13 protein-coding genes are annotated in these 16,508 nt (G+C 62.7%); 9 read left to right on the top strand and 4 right to left on the bottom strand.

The features are described from left to right. The first annotated feature begins 16 nt into the window (after positions 1–16). The 6 genes from ASC86_RS05975 (at position 17) to ASC86_RS05950 (ending at position 7,147) form a co-directional block, all read left to right on the top strand. On the top strand, positions 17–1,540 hold the full coding sequence (locus tag ASC86_RS05975; RefSeq protein ID WP_156386937.1) for a type II and III secretion system protein family protein: 1,524 nt from the start codon (positions 17–19) through the stop codon (positions 1,538–1,540). A gap of 60 nt (positions 1,541–1,600) precedes the next feature. Continuing rightward, positions 1,601–2,278: a CpaD family pilus assembly protein gene (locus ASC86_RS05970; protein WP_056318335.1), complete on the top strand. Its 678-nt coding sequence runs from the start codon at positions 1,601–1,603 to the stop codon at positions 2,276–2,278. A 20-nt stretch (positions 2,279–2,298) separates the two neighbouring features. After that, positions 2,299–3,588, top strand: a complete 1,290-nt coding sequence (locus ASC86_RS05965) for a CpaE family protein (RefSeq protein ID WP_056317424.1) — start codon at positions 2,299–2,301, stop codon at positions 3,586–3,588. Between the two features lie 71 nt (positions 3,589–3,659). Then, on the top strand, positions 3,660–5,126 hold the full coding sequence (locus ASC86_RS05960; protein ID WP_056317421.1) for a CpaF family protein: 1,467 nt from the start codon (positions 3,660–3,662) through the stop codon (positions 5,124–5,126). Positions 5,127–5,134: 8 nt separating this feature from the next. Further along, positions 5,135–6,145 carry a type II secretion system F family protein gene (locus tag ASC86_RS05955; RefSeq protein WP_056318330.1) on the top strand — a complete coding sequence of 337 codons (1,011 nt, stop codon included), beginning with the start codon at positions 5,135–5,137 and terminating at the stop codon, positions 6,143–6,145. An 18-nt stretch (positions 6,146–6,163) separates the two neighbouring features. Continuing rightward, entirely contained in the window at positions 6,164–7,147 is a 984-nt protein-coding gene (locus tag ASC86_RS05950) for a type II secretion system F family protein (protein ID WP_056317418.1), read from the top strand. Between the two features lie 235 nt (positions 7,148–7,382). Here the strand turns inward: ASC86_RS05950 and ASC86_RS05945 are convergent, their stop codons facing one another. Further along, on the bottom strand, positions 7,383–8,201 hold the full coding sequence (locus ASC86_RS05945; protein ID WP_156386910.1) for a tetratricopeptide repeat protein: 819 nt from the start codon (positions 8,199–8,201) through the stop codon (positions 7,383–7,385). 134 nt (positions 8,202–8,335) lie between these two features. Here ASC86_RS05945 and ASC86_RS05940 point away from each other — a divergent pair, with 134 nt between their 5' ends. Next, positions 8,336–9,730, top strand: a complete 1,395-nt coding sequence (locus tag ASC86_RS05940) for a M17 family metallopeptidase (protein WP_056317416.1) — start codon at positions 8,336–8,338, stop codon at positions 9,728–9,730. A 155-nt stretch (positions 9,731–9,885) separates the two neighbouring features. Here ASC86_RS05940 and dnaA read toward each other — a convergent pair whose 3' ends face one another. From dnaA to mutM, 3 genes are all read right to left on the bottom strand, one after another. Then, positions 9,886–11,340, bottom strand: a complete 1,455-nt coding sequence (dnaA, locus tag ASC86_RS05935; RefSeq protein WP_056317413.1) for a chromosomal replication initiator protein DnaA — start codon at positions 11,338–11,340, stop codon at positions 9,886–9,888. A 1,142-nt stretch (positions 11,341–12,482) separates the two neighbouring features. Continuing rightward, entirely contained in the window at positions 12,483–12,749 is a 267-nt protein-coding gene (gene rpsT, locus ASC86_RS05930) for a 30S ribosomal protein S20 (protein WP_056317410.1), read from the bottom strand. A gap of 180 nt (positions 12,750–12,929) precedes the next feature. Beyond that, positions 12,930–13,811, bottom strand: coding sequence for a bifunctional DNA-formamidopyrimidine glycosylase/DNA-(apurinic or apyrimidinic site) lyase (mutM, locus tag ASC86_RS05925; RefSeq protein ID WP_056317407.1), 882 nt, complete (start codon positions 13,809–13,811; stop codon positions 12,930–12,932). A gap of 163 nt (positions 13,812–13,974) precedes the next feature. On the opposite strand from mutM, the gene ubiE reads away from it, so the two are divergent. Next, a complete protein-coding gene (gene ubiE / locus ASC86_RS05920; protein WP_056317403.1) occupies positions 13,975–14,751 on the top strand; it encodes a bifunctional demethylmenaquinone methyltransferase/2-methoxy-6-polyprenyl-1,4-benzoquinol methylase UbiE in 777 nt (258 codons plus the stop codon). Between the two features lie 39 nt (positions 14,752–14,790). After that, complete coding sequence (ubiB, locus tag ASC86_RS05915) at positions 14,791–16,365, top strand: 2-polyprenylphenol 6-hydroxylase (protein WP_056317401.1); 1,575 nt, start codon at positions 14,791–14,793, stop codon at positions 16,363–16,365. Positions 16,366–16,508: the final 143 nt, after the last annotated feature.

Below are 16,508 nucleotides of genomic sequence, written 5' to 3'. Positions count from 1 at the left end.
CGCGCGGGAGCACAAGGTGAAACGTAACGGCAAAATATTTCGCGCTTCCGTCGCCGGCGGTCTTGCCCTTTGCCTCGCCTTTTCCGGACTGCCCGGGCAGGGTTTCGACGCTCAGGCTGCGAGCGAATCGCTCGTCCGCATCGTCGATAGCGGTCCGGGCGCCAAGAAGACCATCAAGCTCGGCCTTAACAAGGCCGTCGTCGTCGATCTGCCGACCGACGCCCATGACATCCTCGTGGCAGATCCGGAGCTTGCCGATGCGGTGACTCGTTCGTCGCGCCGTATCTATCTCTTCGGCAAGAAGGTCGGCCAGACCAACATTTTCGTTTTCGGTCCGAACGGTGAGGAGATCATCAGCCTCGATCTCGAAGTCGAGCGCGACGTGCAGGGGCTTGAGGCCAAGCTGCGCCGCTATATTCCCGATTCCGACATCCATGTCGAAATCATGTCCGACAACGTCGTGCTGACCGGAACCGTGCGCACGCCGCTCGATTCGACCCGCGCCCGCGATCTCGCGGAAGCCTTCCTCAAGGGCGGCGAGGCTACCACGCGCAACATCACCGCGCAGGGCAACAATGGCGACGCCGATATCTTCGCCGAAAACCGGCAACAGTCTCAGATCGTCAACCTGTTGACGATCACCGCTGAAGACCAGGTCATGCTCAAGGTAACGGTCGCGGAAGTCTCGCGCCAGGTCCTGAAACAACTCGGCTTCTCGGGCCGGATATACAGCGAGACCAGCGGTGACGGCATCACTTTCCGTAACCCCGCCAACCTTGGCAATGCCGTCAACCCGATCGCCTCGGCGGTCACAGGTGCGATCGGTTCGGGCTCGATGAATTTTGCAAGCTACATTAATGCCATGGAACAGGCGGGCGTTATGCGCACGCTGGCCGAGCCGAGCTTGACGGCGATTTCCGGCAAGAAAGCCGAGTTCTTCGTCGGTGGCGAATATCGCCTGCCGAAAGAGCAGGAAATTGATGAAAAAGGCGCAATTGCGCGCACCAACGAAACTGTCGAGTACGGCATTGGCCTGAATTTTACACCTGTCGTTCTCGGCCCCGGTCGCATTGCACTAGACATCAAGACAGAGGTCTCTGAGCCCACCTTCGAAGGCTCTGTCGTCAACGCCAATGCCGTCAACGTCCCCGGACAGACTTATATGTCAATCCGCCGTCGTGAGGCCTCCACAAGCATCGAGTTGCCCTCCGGCGGCTCGATCGTCATCGGCGGTCTGGTGCAGGACAACATTCGCCAGGCAATGTCGGGCCTGCCGGGTGTCTCGAAGATTCCGATCTTCGGCACGCTGTTCCGCAGCAAGGACTTCATCCGCAACGAGACCGAACTGGTCATCATCGCGACCCCGTATCTGGTGAAACCGCTAGGGCGCAACGCGCTCCAGCGGCCGGACGACAACTTCAGTCCGACCGGCGACCTGTCGAGCTATTTCCTCGGCACGGTCAACCGCATCTACGGCAACAACCAGGCGCAGGCGCCCGCGGGTCAGTACCACGGCAATGTCGGCTTCATCTACAAATAGGCGGAAACCGACATGACCGACGCGCACATCCAGCACCGTTTCCTCGAAAGGCTCCCGACCATGCGGTCCCCTCAGCTTTCCGGCGCAGGCCGCCCATTCCGCCTCCTCGCGCTCGGCGCGCTTGTCGGCGCCGCCCTTGCCGGCTGCGCCCGCGACAATACGACGACGGGCTCGCTTCCGGACGATTACCGCACCCGCCATCCAATCGTGGTTGCGGAGGCCGAGCAGGTCCTCGACGTACCGATCTCCTCCGGTGATCGCCGCCTGACGCAGGGCGCGCGTGAGGTCATCCGCGGCTTCGCCCAGGCCTATAAGAGCGCCTCGGCCGGCGTGGTCCAAATCATGCTGCCGTCGGGCTCGCCCAACGCAGCGGCGGCCGACTACATGCGCCGTGAAATCCGCACGGCCCTCGTAACCGGCGGCGTGCCGGCAAACCGCCTGGTGGAAATGCACTATCAAGCCGGCGGCCCGGACGATGCCGCCCCCGTCCGGCTGCGTTACACAGCCATTACCGCCCAGACCGGGCCATGCGGCAAATGGCCGAGCGATCTCGTCGTCAACACGATGGAAAACAAGAATTACGAGAACTTCGGCTGCGCAAGTCAGGCCAATCTGGCGGCCCAGATCGCTAATCCGATGGATCTTCTCGGGCCTCGTGAAATGTCGCCGATCGATGCCACCCAGCGTGGCGAGGTCATCAAGGACTATCGCGGCATCGCGACCGATGCGGCGAATTGAGAAGCTGACGGGATAGAACCATGAGCACGATTGACTACAAGATCGAGACCGAAGCGGGCGAAGCCGAGATCGCCGCCGATCAGGTCCGTGCCGGCGACATCGAGCACCTGAGGCCGTTGCCGCGCATCTCCGTGCATGCCTTCTGCGAGACGCCGGCGCTGCAGAAGGTGATGGAGCGCTGCGGCCAGGATCGCCGCATGTCCAAAGTCACGCTGCGCATCAACAGCGGCTCGATCGCCGCCGCCGCCAATATGTTCTCGACCATGGCGACGCCGAACCTGATCATCCTCGAAACGTCGACCGAGCCGCGCCACCTGATGGCGGAGCTTGCGCCGCTCGCCGCCGTCTGCGATGCCTCGACCAAGGTGGTCATCATCGGCCGCTACAACGATATCTCTCTCTACCGCGAGCTGATCCGCAACGGCATTTCCGAATACATGGTCGCGCCGGTCGCCATGCCGGATGTGCTGGGCACCATCGCCGGCATCTTCGTCGATCCGGAAGCCGAGCCGCTCGGCCGGACCGTCGCTTTCATCGGCGCCAAGGGCGGCGTCGGCTCCTCGACGCTGGCGCACAACTGCGCCTGGGGCATCTCCAATTTGTTTTCGACCGAAGTCGTGCTGGCCGATCTCGACCTGCCCTACGGCACAGCCAACATCAATTTCGATCAGGACCCGCCGAGCGGCATCGCCGAAGCCGTCTTCGCACCGGAGCGGCTGGACGAGGTGTTCCTCGACCGCCTCTTGACCAAGTGCTCCGAGCGCCTGTCGCTGCTCGCCGCCCCCTCGATGCTCGACCGCGCCTATGATTTCGAACCGGCCGCCTTCCAGCCGCTGACCGAACTGCTGCAACGGAACGCCCCGGTTTCGGTTCTCGACGTGCCGCATCAATGGTCGGAATGGACGCGCAACGTGCTCGCCGAGGCCGATGAGGTGGTGGTGACGGCGGTCCCGGATCTCGCCAATCTGCGCAACGCCAAGAACCTGTTCGATTGCCTGAAGAAACTGCGGCCCAACGACAAGATGCCGCATCTGGTGCTGAACCAGGTCGGCATGCCGAAGCGCCCGGAAATCACCCCCGGCGATTTCTGCGATTCGCTGGAAATCGAGCCTGTGGCGATCATTCCCTTCGATGCGGTTCTGTTCGGCAATGCCGCCAACAGCGGCCGTATGATCGCCGAAATCGACAAGAAAGCACCGGTCGCCGAGACCCTGTCGCAGCTCGCCCATCTGGTGACGGGCCGCGCCGAAGTGAAGAAAGCCCGGAAGGGCGGCCTCGGCAAAATGCTGGGCCTGCTCGGGCGGAAGTGAAGAAGGCCGGCCTGTCCGGCACGATTGGGGACGCCGGATAAGCGCCCCGGAACGAAAAGCGGGTTGAAAGCATGTTTGGCAAACGCGGAAACGAAGGCTTCGGCAAGAGTGGCGGCAATGCTGCCCCGCCATCCGTGGCGGCATCCCAGCCCGTCGCTGTCATGGAAAAGCCGACGGCAGCTCCCGTGCTCGCCGAGGGTTCTGGAAACATGCGCCCGCAGCCGGCCCCGGTGCAGCCGGCGCGCCGCCGCCCGGCCCGCACCGAAGATTATTACGATACCAAGAGCCAGGTTTTCTCCGCGCTTATCGATACGATCGACCTTTCCCAGCTCGCCAAGCTCGATAACGAGAGCGCGCGCGAGGAAATCCGCGATATCGTCAACGACATCATCACCATCAAGAACTTCGCGATGTCGATTTCCGAGCAGGAAGAGCTGCTCGAAGACATCTGCAACGACGTTCTGGGTTACGGCCCGCTCGAGCCGCTGCTCGCCCGCGACGACATTGCAGATATCATGGTCAACGGCGCCGGCCAGACCTTCATCGAAGTCGGCGGCAAGACCATCGAGTCGGAAGTGCGCTTCCGCGACAATGCCCAGCTTCTGTCGATCTGCCAGCGCATCGTCAGCCAGGTCGGCCGCCGCGTCGATGAATCCTCACCGATCTGCGACGCCCGTCTACCTGACGGCTCGCGTGTCAACGTCATCGCCCCGCCGCTCGCCATCGACGGCACCGCGCTCACCATCCGTAAATTCAAGAAGGACAAGCTGAAGCTCGACCAGCTCGTCAAGTTCGGCGCCATCACCCCGGAAGGCGCCGTCCTTCTCCAGATCATCGGCCGCGTCCGCTGCAACGTCGTCATTTCCGGCGGCACCGGCTCCGGCAAGACGACGCTGCTCAACTGCCTCACCGGCTTCATCGATGCCGACGAGCGCGTCATCACCTGCGAGGATACGGCGGAACTGCAGCTGCAGCAGCCGCATGTGGTGCGCCTTGAAACCCGCCCGCCGAACATCGAAGGTGAGGGCGAGATCACCATGCGCGATCTCATCAAGAACTGCCTGCGTATGCGCCCCGAACGCATCATCGTCGGCGAAGTGCGCGGACCGGAGGTCTTCGACCTGTTGCAGGCGATGAACACCGGCCACGACGGCTCGATGGGTACCATCCACGCCAACACCCCGCGCGAATGCCTCTCCCGTATGGAATCGATGATCGCCATGGGCGGCTATACGCTGCCGGCCAAGACCGTGCGCGAAATCATCGCCGGCTCCATCGACGTCATCATCCAGGCCGCTCGCCTGCGCGACGGCTCGCGCCGCATCACCCACATCAGCGAGGTGATCGGCATGGAAGGCGACGTCATCATCACCCAGGATCTGATGCGCTACGAGATCGACGGCGAAGACGCCAACGGCCGGATCATCGGCCGTCACAAATCGACCGGCATCGGCCGCCCCCATTTCTGGGATCGCGCCCGCTACTTCAACGAAGACAAGCGTCTGGCGGCAACGCTCGACGCCATGGAAAAGGATTGACGGGCGTCATGTTCGGCATCGACATCATCGTTCTGGCGATTGCAGCGCTCGCGGCCCTGTCCACCGCGGGTCTCGCCTATGGCGTGATGTTCGCCCGCATCGAGACCGAGAAGAAGGCCGAAAGCCGCGTCCGCAAGGTCGCCGCCAGCGAGACCGACCGGGTGAAGGTCAAAGCCGCCCGCGACCGCATGACGGAAATGTCGAAGCGCCGAAAATCCGTGCAGGATTCGCTGAAGGAGCTGGAAAAGAAGCAGCAGGAGAAATCCGCCAAGGCCGCCCCGACCATGAAGATGCGTCTGGTGCAGGCTGGCCTCGGCATCACCGTGCCGCAATTCTATATCCTCAGCGTCGTGCTGGGTGTGGTGCTCGGGCTTCTAGCGTTCGTCGCAGGCGCAGGGCTCCTGATCGCACCCGGCGTGATGCTGATCGCCGCCGCCGGCCTGCCGCGCTGGATCGTCAATTTCCTGATCAAGCGACGGTGCAAGCAGTTCCTCGACGAGTTTCCCAACGCGCTCGACGTCATGGTGCGCTCGATCAAGTCCGGCCTGCCGCTCAACGACGCGATCCGGCTGATCGCCAATGACGGCCAGGAGCCGGTCAAGACCGAGTTCCGCCGCATCATCGAAGCGCAGCAGGTGGGCATGAACATTCCCGAAGCCTGCGCCCGCATGATCAACAACATCCCGCTGCCGGAGGTGAATTTCTTCGCCATCGTCATCGCCATTCAGGCGCAGGCGGGCGGCAATCTCTCCGAAGCGCTCGGCAACCTCGGCAAGGTGCTGCGCGAGCGCAGGAAGATGAAGGCCAAGGTGCAGGCGCTGTCCATGGAGGCCAAGGCATCCGCCTGCATCATCGGCGCGCTGCCCTTCATCGTCGCAACCCTCGTCTACATGACCTCGCCGGACTACATGTCGATCCTGTTCACCGATCAGCGCGGCCATCTCATCATGGGCATTTCCGGCTTCTGGATGAGCGTCGGCATCTGGGTGATGCGCAACATGATCAATTTCGACATCTGACGGGGCAGGGGACTGGGCATGAGCGAAGGTTTGATCAATACCCTCACCGATCCGCAGGTGATCGTTGCCGCACTGGTGGCGGTCGCGGTGCTCGCGACCTTCTATTCGCTGGCAGCCCCTCTTTTCGAGGGCACCAACCTCGAAAAGCGCATGAAGACGGTGGCGACCGAACGCGAACAGATCCGCGCCCGCGAGCGCGCCCGTCTCAATGCTGAGATCGGCAGCAAGGGTTCGCTGCGCACCAAGAACAATTCCTCCATGCGCCAGATCGTCGAACGGCTGAACCTGCGCAAGGCGCTGGTCGACGACAACACCGTCAACCGGCTGAAAGCCGCCGGCTATCGCTCGCAAAATGCGCTGAACGTCTTCCTGTTCGCCCGCTTCTGCCTGCCTTTCGTCTTTCTGGGGATCGGTATTTTCGCCATCTTCGGCCTCGGCTATCTCGCGACGAAGCCGACATCGATGCGGCTGCTCGCCGTCATCGGCACCGCCTATCTCGGCTTCTACGCCCCGAACATCTTCATCTCGAATGCCGTGACGAAGCGCCAGCATTCGATCCGCCGCGCCTGGCCGGATGCGCTTGACCTGCTCTTGATCTGCGTCGAATCCGGCATCTCGATGGAGCTTGCGATGCGGCGCGTGGCCGATGAAATCGCCGCCCAGTCCGCGCCGCTGGCCGAAGAACTGGTGCTGACCACGGCCGAGTTGTCCTTCCTGCCCGACCGTCGCGTGGCGCTCGAAAATCTCGGTGTGCGCACCGGTCTCGACGAGGTGAAATCGGTGATGCAGGCGCTGATTCAGGCGGACCGTTACGGCACGCCGGTCGCCCAGGCGTTGCGCGTGCTCGCGCAGGAAAGCCGCGACCAGCGCATGAACGAGGCGGAGAAGAAGGCTGCTGCGCTTCCGCCGAAACTGACCGTGCCGATGATCCTGTTCTTCCTGCCGGTCCTGATCGCCGTCATTCTCGGTCCCGCCGGCATCCAGGTCTCCGACAAGTTCTGAGGTTTCTCACTTCTCCCCAGCGGGGAGAAGGCGCCCGAAGGGCGGATGAGGGGGGGGGAGTCTCCGCCAGTCCTGAATTTGCCGCACTACCCCTCATCGCCTCGCTCCGCTCGGCACTTCTCCCCGCGGGGGAGAAGGGGGAAGGTTGCGGTTTCTACCATTCCCCCAAAACAGCAAAACGCCCCGCCGCAAACCTGCAGCAGGGCGTTCCTATTTCGAAAAAAACTCGCTGGCTTCAGTTCGTCCCGTTATCCGTCGCAGCCTTGTCATTCTTCGCAAGCTTCTGCCAGGCGTTCTGCTGCGAGAGCATGGCCCTGAGATAGGTGACATTGGCCTCGGCCTGCTCCGGCGAAAGCTCGCGGCGAGCGATATCCTCGGCCTCCTGGAAACGGCCCTGCAGCCCGACGGCCAGCGCCAGGTTCTGGCGCACGCTGCTGTCGGCGCCGGGCTGGCTGGCGGCAGAGCGCAGATAGGTCTCGGCCGTCTTCAGATCCTTGCCGAGCAAATAGGACATGCCGAGATTGGAAAGCACCGACGGCTCGTTCGGCTGCATGTCGAGTGCATCGCGGTATTTCGCGCGGGCCTCGGCGGAGCGGCCGAGCTGGTCGAGGATCGCACCCTCGGCCGATTTCAGCTTCCAGTCGGGGCGGTCCGGCGTCTGGGCGCGGCCGATCGTTTCCAGTGCCTGTTCCAGCTGGCCGGCTGCGGCCTGCGACTTGCCGTAGGCGGCGAGCACTTCGCGGTCGTTGGGGAAGTTGATGGCGACCTGCTGCATGACGGCCAGCGCCTGCTCGTTGCGGCCGGTCATGCGCAGTGCATTGGCATAGTTGAGGCCCGTCGCCCGATCCTTGGGGTTGGCCTCATAGGCCTTGCCGATCCGGTCGGCCGCCTGGGCAAGCTGCCCGGCTGTCATCGACGAGGAGACCGCAGGTGAGGAGGGGATGGAGCCGGTGGTCAGCTCCTTCTTCTGCGTTGCGCAGCCGGAAAGCGCAGCCGCGATGACGATGACGGAAATACCGGAAACCATCCGGGTCGAAAGATAATGCCTGGCCATCGCCAATGCCCCCATGCCGTAAATTCACGCACCGGACACGAGCAACAAAAAGCGGCGCAATCTTCAATCCAGCAATAGTCTGTTAACCCTAATAGAGTGTTAATCGCAGCATCCGGCACCTCAAGGATTTTTGCATGGCCCCCTTCCAGTACATCGACCGCGCCTCTCCCTTCAGCACCAACAGCGGCGGTAAGACCCTGCCGATCTTCGCGGTGACGCCCGCCCATATCGAGACCGGCACGATCGATCCGATCGCGCTCGACTGGGCGCGCAAGGCGGGTTTCAAGGCAGAAGCCGGCGCCGTGCTGCTTATCCCCTCCGAAGACGGCCATCTCGGCGGCGCGCTCTTCGGTCTCGGCGCCAATCCCTCAGACGCGCCGTTCCTGACGGGTAAGCTGGCGCGCACGCTTCCTTCCGGCAAATGGCACATTGAAACCGCGCCGCTGACGGCAAACCGCCTCGCGCTCGGTTACGGCCTCGGCTCCTATCGTTTCGATCGCTATAAACCATCCACCTCAGAAGCCCCGACCTTGCACATCCCCGCCGACGCCGATGCCGTCGATATCAAGCGCCAGCTCGCCGGTGTCTTCCTCGCCCGCGACCTCATCAACACGCCGACCAACGACATGGGTCCGGAAGCCCTCGAAAAAGCTTTTCGCGCGCTTGCCGAACACTACAAGGCAACCGTCTCAACCGTCGTCGGCGACGATCTCCTGAAGCAGAATTTCCCGCTCATCCACACGGTCGGCCGCGCCAGCGCCGAAGCGCCGCGGCTCCTCGAAATGCGCTGGGGCAAGAAGGGTCATCGCAAGGTGACGCTGGTCGGCAAGGGTGTCTGCTTCGATACAGGCGGCCTCGATATCAAGCCGGCCTCGTCGATGCTCCTGATGAAGAAGGACATGGGCGGCGCCGCCAATGTCATGGGCCTTGCGCTGATGATCATGGATGCCAAGCTGAAGGTCGATCTCCGGGTGCTGGTACCGGTGGTGGAAAACTCGATCTCCGCCAATGCCTTCCGCCCCGGCGATATCTACCACAGCCGCAAGGGCTTGACGGTGCAGATCGACAACACAGATGCCGAAGGCCGTTTGATCCTTGCCGATGCCCTGGCGCTGGCCGACGAGGAGGATACCGATCTCATCATCGACATGGCGACGCTGACGGGTGCCGCCCGCGTCGCGCTCGGCCCCGATCTCCCGCCCTTCTACACCGACGATGAAAACCTCGCCCATGACCTGACGGAAGCCAGCCTCACGGTCGACGACCCGCTCTGGCGCATGCCGCTCTACAAGGGTTATGAAAAGGATGTCACCGCCCGCATCGCCGATCTCACCAATGCGCCCGCAGGCGGCATGGCCGGCTCGATCACGGCCGCATTGTTCCTGAAGCGCTTCGTGACCAATGCGAAAAGCTGGGCCCATTTCGACATCTTCGGCTGGGCACCGACCGAACGTCCGCACTCCCCGCTCGGCGGCGAGGCGCAAGCCATCCGCGCGCTGTACCATCTGATCGCTGCGGGCAAGAAATAGGGGAAGCAATCGTTCCGGGCCCAAAAGACCCCTCCCCAACCCTCCCCACGAGGGGGAGGGGGCTCATAGAGCAAGGTTTGGCTCAGAGGTCCGGCATTCTTGATAAAACTCCCCCCTTGTGGGGAGGGTCGGGGAGGGGCCTTCGCCCAGTCCGCTTACTCGTTGATCAGCCGCTTCAAAAGCTCGATCTCATGGCTGAGCTTGGTATCGCCGCTGATCAGGTCCTCGATCTTGCGCACGGCATGCAGCACCGTCGTATGGTCGCGGCCACCAAAACGCCGGCCGATCTCCGGGAAGGAGCGCGGCGTGAGCGTCTTGGCCAGATACATGGCGATCTGGCGCGGCTTGACGATGACGCGGGTGCGGCGATTGGAGACCAGTTCCTGCCGCGAGACGTTGTAATGCTTGGCAACGACCCGCTGGATGTCCTCGATGCGCACCCGGCGCGGCTCGCCGGCATTGACGAGATGGCCGAGCAGTTCGTCGACCCGCTCGATCGAAAGCTGCGGCTCGAACGAGCGGCGGAAGAGCAACTGGTTGAACGCACCCTCCAGCTCGCGGCCGCTGGCCGTGACGTTGCGGGCGACATGGCTCAGAATGTCTGCCGGAATATCAAGGCTCGCATCCTCTTCGCGGGCGGTTTCCAGCCGGCGCTTGAGGATTTCGAGGCGCATCTCGTAGTCCGGGCCGTCCATCTCGATGGCGACGCCGCCCTGAAGACGCGAGCGAACGCGCGGGTCGAGCGATTCCAGCTCCCACGGCGCCCGGTCGGCAGCAACGACGACCTGCTTGGCGCTGTCGAGCAGCATGTTGAGCAGGTGGCAGAATTCGTGCTGGATCGACTTGCCCTGCAAGAACTGCATGTCGTCGATGACGAGCAGGTCGATGTTGCGCAGCGTCTCCTTGAGCGACAGCGCATCGTTGTCGCGGATGGCGGTTGCAAAGCGCCACATGAAATATTCGGCGGTCAGATAGACGACGCGCGAGGTGCGCGGGCTCTGAATCGCCGCATTGGCGATCGCCTGCAAAAGGTGCGTCTTGCCGAGACCGACCGAGGAATGAATGAACAGCGGGTTGAAGCGCACGGCGCCGGCACCGGCTTCGGCGATCGTCTTGGCGGCGGCCAGCGCCACCCGGTTGGACGAGCCCTCGACGAAGCTTTCGAAGGTATAGCGCTGGTCGAGTGGCGAGCCGAACAGCGGGCCGGATGTCGGATGCGCCGGTTTCTGCACGCCGCCCAGGGCAGCGGTTGCATGCTGGGCGATGCTCTGGGGCGCCGGGCGGCGGTTCTGGCCGGGGGAGGCGACTTCGACCTGCGGGCTGGCAGTTGCCTCTTCCGACACGCCCGGACGGGCGCCGCGGGTTGCCGTTCGCACGAGGATTTCGACTTTCAGAATCTCGGCATCTTCCTGCTGGAAGAGGCTGGTGATCAGGTCGAGATAACGATTGTTGATCCAGGATTTCAGGAACGTCGTCGGAACCGACAGGCGCACCACGCTCTTGGAGACCGAATGAAGCTTCAGCCGGCCGAACCAGCTGGCAAAGACATCGGGGCCGACCTGAGCCTTTAGACGCGCACTGACCCGGTCAAAAAGCGCGTTTTGCCGCATGTCGTTCTTCTCTCCCGCCGCATCAGACTGCTGGTTAGCGATCTGAAATGTATTCTCCCCGTTTTCGAACACACTTGCCGTCGTCACCGAATTCCTAAGCATATTGCCGCCTTCCAATATCATTCCGTGGGACCGCCATTGCTGCCGGCCCCGACTATCCATGCCCACGGTTGCGGCTCCTTATACAGGCATGCCGTTCCGCAGACGTTATCCGCACGTCGGGGAGCCTCATTCTCCCGTCAGCCGCGGTTTCCGCACGAATGCATCTGCCCCAAGGCAAACGCATATCCCCCGCGCGGGTTTAATTCCTTAAAGTGCGCCGTCTCCGGCGTTTCTCCTCCCCGTCTTCGTGCCAAGCAACCGGCCTCGTCTCCGGTTCCTGAAGCGCGTTCCCCGGAAGCGGCATGTCCGCCGTTTCCCGCAAGCCTTCACGAAACAGCCCGGTATTCATGTTGCCCACACGCAATACCAGGCTGCAACCGTCGTCTAAGGGGCTTCAAAAACCCCTCCGGCCCGGATGAGGCCCTCCACGGCCCGATCCGGTCACCCGATGCCTGCCTTCTGTCGAAGGCAACCAAAGGGTGCAAAAAATCGTTCCGCGACACTGGGGTCGCGGCTGCAATTTACTCAAACAAATGGTGGAACGTTGTGGAACCACACCGTTGCAGAGGCGGAAGGGTGCAGCCTGTTGGCAAGCCGCTTTTCCGTCCCGGTCACGGAAAAGCCCCGTGCCCTCTGGCAAAGGCATTTAGGCAGGATCATATCCCCAAATCAATCGCGTTTTTTGGGGCTGGCTGGCGGTTGCCGGTTGACTCTTTATGCGTGTGCTGCATGCGCAGCCGGGGGTGATTTGAGAATCGCTTTTGAATCAAGGGCTTTGAAAAAGCTGCCGGAAATGAGCCGGCGAAAAACAAAAAAAATAAAAAATCCCTTGACTCGCAATACCGCTCGGCAGCCCTCGCCAGGCGGTGGAGGAACCTTGATATCCTCCGGCAAGTTCTTGTTTTTTCAGGATAATTTATGTCATCGCCGAGACATGATGACAGCCGTGTGTGGAAGCTGTGACAGCTGCCTGGGCCTTGAATCCGAATAGCCCGGTCACGGGTGACCGGGCTATCGAAAAGAGAAATTAGTGAGCCGGCTTAAGCCGAAAGAGCCTTGACGCGGCTTGCGAGGCGCGAAACCTTGCGCGATGCCGTGTTGGCATGCAGCACGCCCTTGGTGGCGGCGCGCTGCAGTTCCGGCTGGGCTGCCTTCAGGGCTACCTGGGCGAGAGCAGCATCGCCCGAAGCGATGGCTTCTTCGACCTTGCGAACGAAACCGCGAACGCGCGAACGACGGGACTTGTTGACTTCCGTGCGGGCGGCGATTTTGCGGGTCGCTTTTTTCGCCGAAGTTGTATTGGCCATTTGGTGTCTCTCTTCGAAATCTGACAAAAACTTCCGCTTCGCCGTGCCGGGTCACTGCGACCTGTCATCCAAGCAATTCGGGAGCAATATCGGAAAACCTTGGAGCGGCTTTCCAAACTGAGGGCGGCATATAACCGGAAACGCGCCCCTCGTCAACGCGCTATTTTATGCCGCGGCCCCTCATCTCTGGCAGGACGGGCAATAGAAGGTCGAGCGTCCGGCCTGGACGATCCGCGTCACCGTCCCGCCGCAGCCCGGCGTGCGGCAGGGCTCGCCCTCGCGATCATAAACGGAAAAGGAGTGCTGGAAATAGCCGAGCGTGCCGTCCGTCTGGATATGGTCGCGCAGCGACGAGCCGCCGGCGGCGATCGCATCGGCGATCACGGCGCGGATGGCCTGCGTCAGCTCCGTCAGCTTTTTCGTCGGCCCCCCGTTGGCATCGACCACCGAGCCCGCCGGTTCGAGCGGCGAAAGATGCGAGCGCCACAGGGCCTCGCAGACATAGATATTGCCGAGGCCGGCGATATTGCGCTGGTCGAGCAGCGCGGCCTTCAGGGGCTGCGCCTTGCCCTTGAAACGGTTGGCAAGATAGGCGTCGTCGAGCACATTGCCCGTCGGCTCCTCGCCGAGGCTCTTGAAGAAGGCGTGAGCGGCAAGTCCGTCGCGATGAACGATATCCATGAAGCCGAAACGGCGCGGATCGTTATAGATGACGCGGGCCGGACCGTTTGCCGTCGAAAGATGGAGGATCACATGGTCGTGCTTCTCGTCCTTGCCGCGCTCGTGATGGAAATTGCCCGGCGCGTCCCCGGCCTCGATGCGGAAGGAGCCGGACATGCCGAGATGGGCGATCACGACATCGCCGCTTTCCAGCTCGATCAGCAGATACTTGGCGCGGCGCGACAGCGCCTCGATGCGCTTGCCTTCGAGGCTTGCCGCAAACCCCACGGGAAACGGAAAGCGCAGGTCCGCCCGGCGAAGCTCCGCTCGCGCGATGACGGCGCCTTCCATGGTCGGCGCAAGGCCGCGTTTCACCGTCTCGACTTCGGGAAGTTCCGGCATCCTTGCTCCTTCGCGCGGCTGCGATCATTTGGCGATTTCCTTGGCCGTGCACATATCCTATAGGGAGGGCGCCGGACAGAGGGAACGCCAGACGCCAGAGATAGCGTCGGTGTTTCGAATTCGCTATGGTCCGCGCCGGATGTTGAGAGTGGAGACGGGCGAGATGACAGGTGAACGCACATCGGCCGATGGCGGCATGGAGACCTCCTACGGCTTTCGACAGGTAAACAAGGGCGAAAAGCAGGCGCTGGTCAACGACGTCTTCCACAAGGTCGCCAAGCGCTACGACATCATGAACGACGTCATGTCCGTCGGCCTGCACCGTGCCTGGAAGGATGCGATGATCGCAGCGCTCAATCCGAGCCGCAGCGAGGATTACCGCACGCTCGACGTGGCCGGCGGCACCGGCGATATCGCCTTCCGCATCATCGAGGCCTCCGACCGCAAGGCCCATTCCACCGTTCTCGACATCAACGGCTCGATGCTCGCCGTCGGCGCCGAGCGGGCGAAGAAGAAGGGCCTCTCCGACAATCTCACCTTCGTCGAGGCCAATGCCGAGGAACTGCCCTTCGAGGCCAATTCCTTCGACGCCTATACGGTCGCCTTCGGCATCCGCAACGTGCCGCGCATCGATGTCGCGCTGTCGGAAGCCTACCGCGTGCTGAAGCGCGGCGGCCGTCTGCTGGTGCTCGAATTCTCCGAGGTCGAAATGCCCTTGCTCGACAAGGTCTATGACGCCTGGTCCTTCAATGCGATCCCGCAGTTCGGCAAGATGATCACCGGCGACGGCGAGCCCTACCAGTATCTGGTGGAATCGATCCGCAAGTTCCCCAACCAGCGCGATTTTGCCGCGATGATCAAGACGGCCGGTTTCTCCCGCGTCACCTATACGAATTACACCGGCGGCATCGCTGCCCTGCATTCCGCCTGGAAAATCTGAGATCATGGCATTGTCCTGCCCGTTCAGCCGAGCCGCGCGATGAGCACGCCCGGAGCCTATTTCCGCCTCGTCCGCATTGGCTGGGTGCTGGTGCGCGAAGGCGTCGTCTCGGCGCTGCCGTCTGAAAACCTGCCGGCGTTCGCCCAGCTCGGCCAATCCGTCGCCGGCCTGTTTTCGCGCCGCCGCGCGCGAAACAGCGACCGCAGCGACCGTCTTGCCCGCGCCATCGAGCGGCTCGGCCCCTCCTATGTGAAGATCGGCCAGTTCCTCGCGACCCGCCCCGATGTGGTCGGCGCCGATTTCGCCAACGACCTCGCTTTCTTGCAGGATCGCATGGCGACCTTCCCGACCACGGAAGCGCGCGCCGCCATCGAAGGTTCCCTCGGAAGGCCGGTTTCGGAACTCTACAGCCGTTTCGACGAGCCGATCGCCGCCGCCTCCATCGCCCAGGTCCACCCGGCCAAGGTGCTCACCGCCGATGGCGAGAAGAAGGTCGCCGTCAAGGTCATCCGCCCCGGCATCCGCCAGCGCTTCGCCAATGACCTCGAAGCCATGTACCTCGTCTCCCACATGCAGGAACGTCTGCTGCCGCACACGCGCCGCCTGCGCCCTGTTGAGGTGACAAAGACGCTGGAGCAGACGACGAAGATCGAGATGGATCTCAGGCTCGAAGCCGCCGCGCTTTCCGAAATCGCCGAAAACTCGAAGAATGATCCCGGCTTCCGCGTCCCCGCGGTCGATTGGGAACGCACCGGCCGCGATGTCGTCACGATGGAATGGATCGACGGCATCAAGATGTCGGATGTCGAGGGCCTGATCGCTGCCGGCCACGACCTGAATGCGCTCGCCGATACGCTGATCCAGTCGTTCCTGCGCCACACCCTGCGCGACGGTTTCTTCCACGCCGACATGCACCAGGGCAATCTCTTCGTCGATCCCGCCGGCATGATCGTCGCCGTCGATTTCGGCATCGTCGGCCGCCTCGGCAAGAAGGAACGCCGCTTCCTCGCCGAAATCCTCTACGGTTTCATCACCCGCGATTACCGCCGGGTGGCGGATGTGCATTTCGAGGCCGGCTACGTGCCCTCGCATCACGATGTCGCAAGCTTCGCCCAGGCGATCCGCGCCATCGGTGAGCCGATCCACGGCCAGCCGGCCGAAACCATCTCCATGGCCAAGCTGCTGACGCTGCTGTTCGAAGTCACCGAACTCTTCGACATGGAAACCCGTCCCGAACTGGTCATGCTGCAGAAGACCATGGTCGTCGTCGAAGGTGTGGCCCGCACGCTCAATCCGCGTTTCAATATGTGGAAGGCGTCGGAGCCTGTGGTCGGCGCCTGGATACGCGACAATCTCGGCCCCAGGCGCATCGTCTCGGATGTGCGCGAAGGTTTGCACGCCGCCCTGCGGCTGGCGGAAGCCGCCCCCGAGATCGCCGCCAAGACCGAAAAATTCTCCCGTCAGATCACCGATATGGCCGAGAGCGGCCTGCGCTTCGACGCCGAGACGGCGGAAGCCATCGGCCGTTCGGAAGCCCGCCACGGCCGCATGGGCCGGCTGGCGCTGTGGGTGATTGCGGCCACCTTGATCTACATCGCCTGGAAGCTCGTCTGATCGAAATTGTTTCCGGAGTCGCCATTTGGCTGCTCCGGAAACATTCCGAAACGAAAAAGCCAAAAGATTACAAAGATTTCATCCGCTCAGGCTTCATTCAGGCGCAGTTCGCTATTACCTGAAGGTAGTGTCGAACACGGGGC

The organism is Rhizobium sp. Root1212 (assembly GCF_001424985.1).
In the GTDB taxonomy this organism is placed as follows: domain Bacteria; phylum Pseudomonadota; class Alphaproteobacteria; order Rhizobiales; family Rhizobiaceae; genus Pararhizobium.
This window is presented reverse-complemented; position numbering and strand designations above follow the sequence as displayed.

Coding starts and splice junctions, on each gene's coding strand:
- ASC86_RS05970 (WP_056318335.1), top strand. CDS start 1,601: ATGCGGTCCCCTCAGCTTTCCGGCGCAGGCCGCCCATTCCGCCTCCTC.
- ASC86_RS05965 (WP_056317424.1), top strand. CDS start 2,299: ATGAGCACGATTGACTACAAGATCGAGACCGAAGCGGGCGAAGCCGAG.
- ASC86_RS05960 (WP_056317421.1), top strand. CDS start 3,660: ATGTTTGGCAAACGCGGAAACGAAGGCTTCGGCAAGAGTGGCGGCAAT.
- ASC86_RS05955 (WP_056318330.1), top strand. CDS start 5,135: ATGTTCGGCATCGACATCATCGTTCTGGCGATTGCAGCGCTCGCGGCC.
- ASC86_RS05950 (WP_056317418.1), top strand. CDS start 6,164: ATGAGCGAAGGTTTGATCAATACCCTCACCGATCCGCAGGTGATCGTT.
- ASC86_RS05945 (WP_156386910.1), bottom strand. CDS start 8,201: ATGGCCAGGCATTATCTTTCGACCCGGATGGTTTCCGGTATTTCCGTC.
- ASC86_RS05940 (WP_056317416.1), top strand. CDS start 8,336: ATGGCCCCCTTCCAGTACATCGACCGCGCCTCTCCCTTCAGCACCAAC.
- dnaA (WP_056317413.1), bottom strand. CDS start 11,340: ATGCGGCAAAACGCGCTTTTTGACCGGGTCAGTGCGCGTCTAAAGGCT.
- rpsT (WP_056317410.1), bottom strand. CDS start 12,749: ATGGCCAATACAACTTCGGCGAAAAAAGCGACCCGCAAAATCGCCGCC.
- mutM (WP_056317407.1), bottom strand. CDS start 13,811: ATGCCGGAACTTCCCGAAGTCGAGACGGTGAAACGCGGCCTTGCGCCG.
- ubiE (WP_056317403.1), top strand. CDS start 13,975: ATGACAGGTGAACGCACATCGGCCGATGGCGGCATGGAGACCTCCTAC.
- ubiB (WP_056317401.1), top strand. CDS start 14,791: ATGAGCACGCCCGGAGCCTATTTCCGCCTCGTCCGCATTGGCTGGGTG.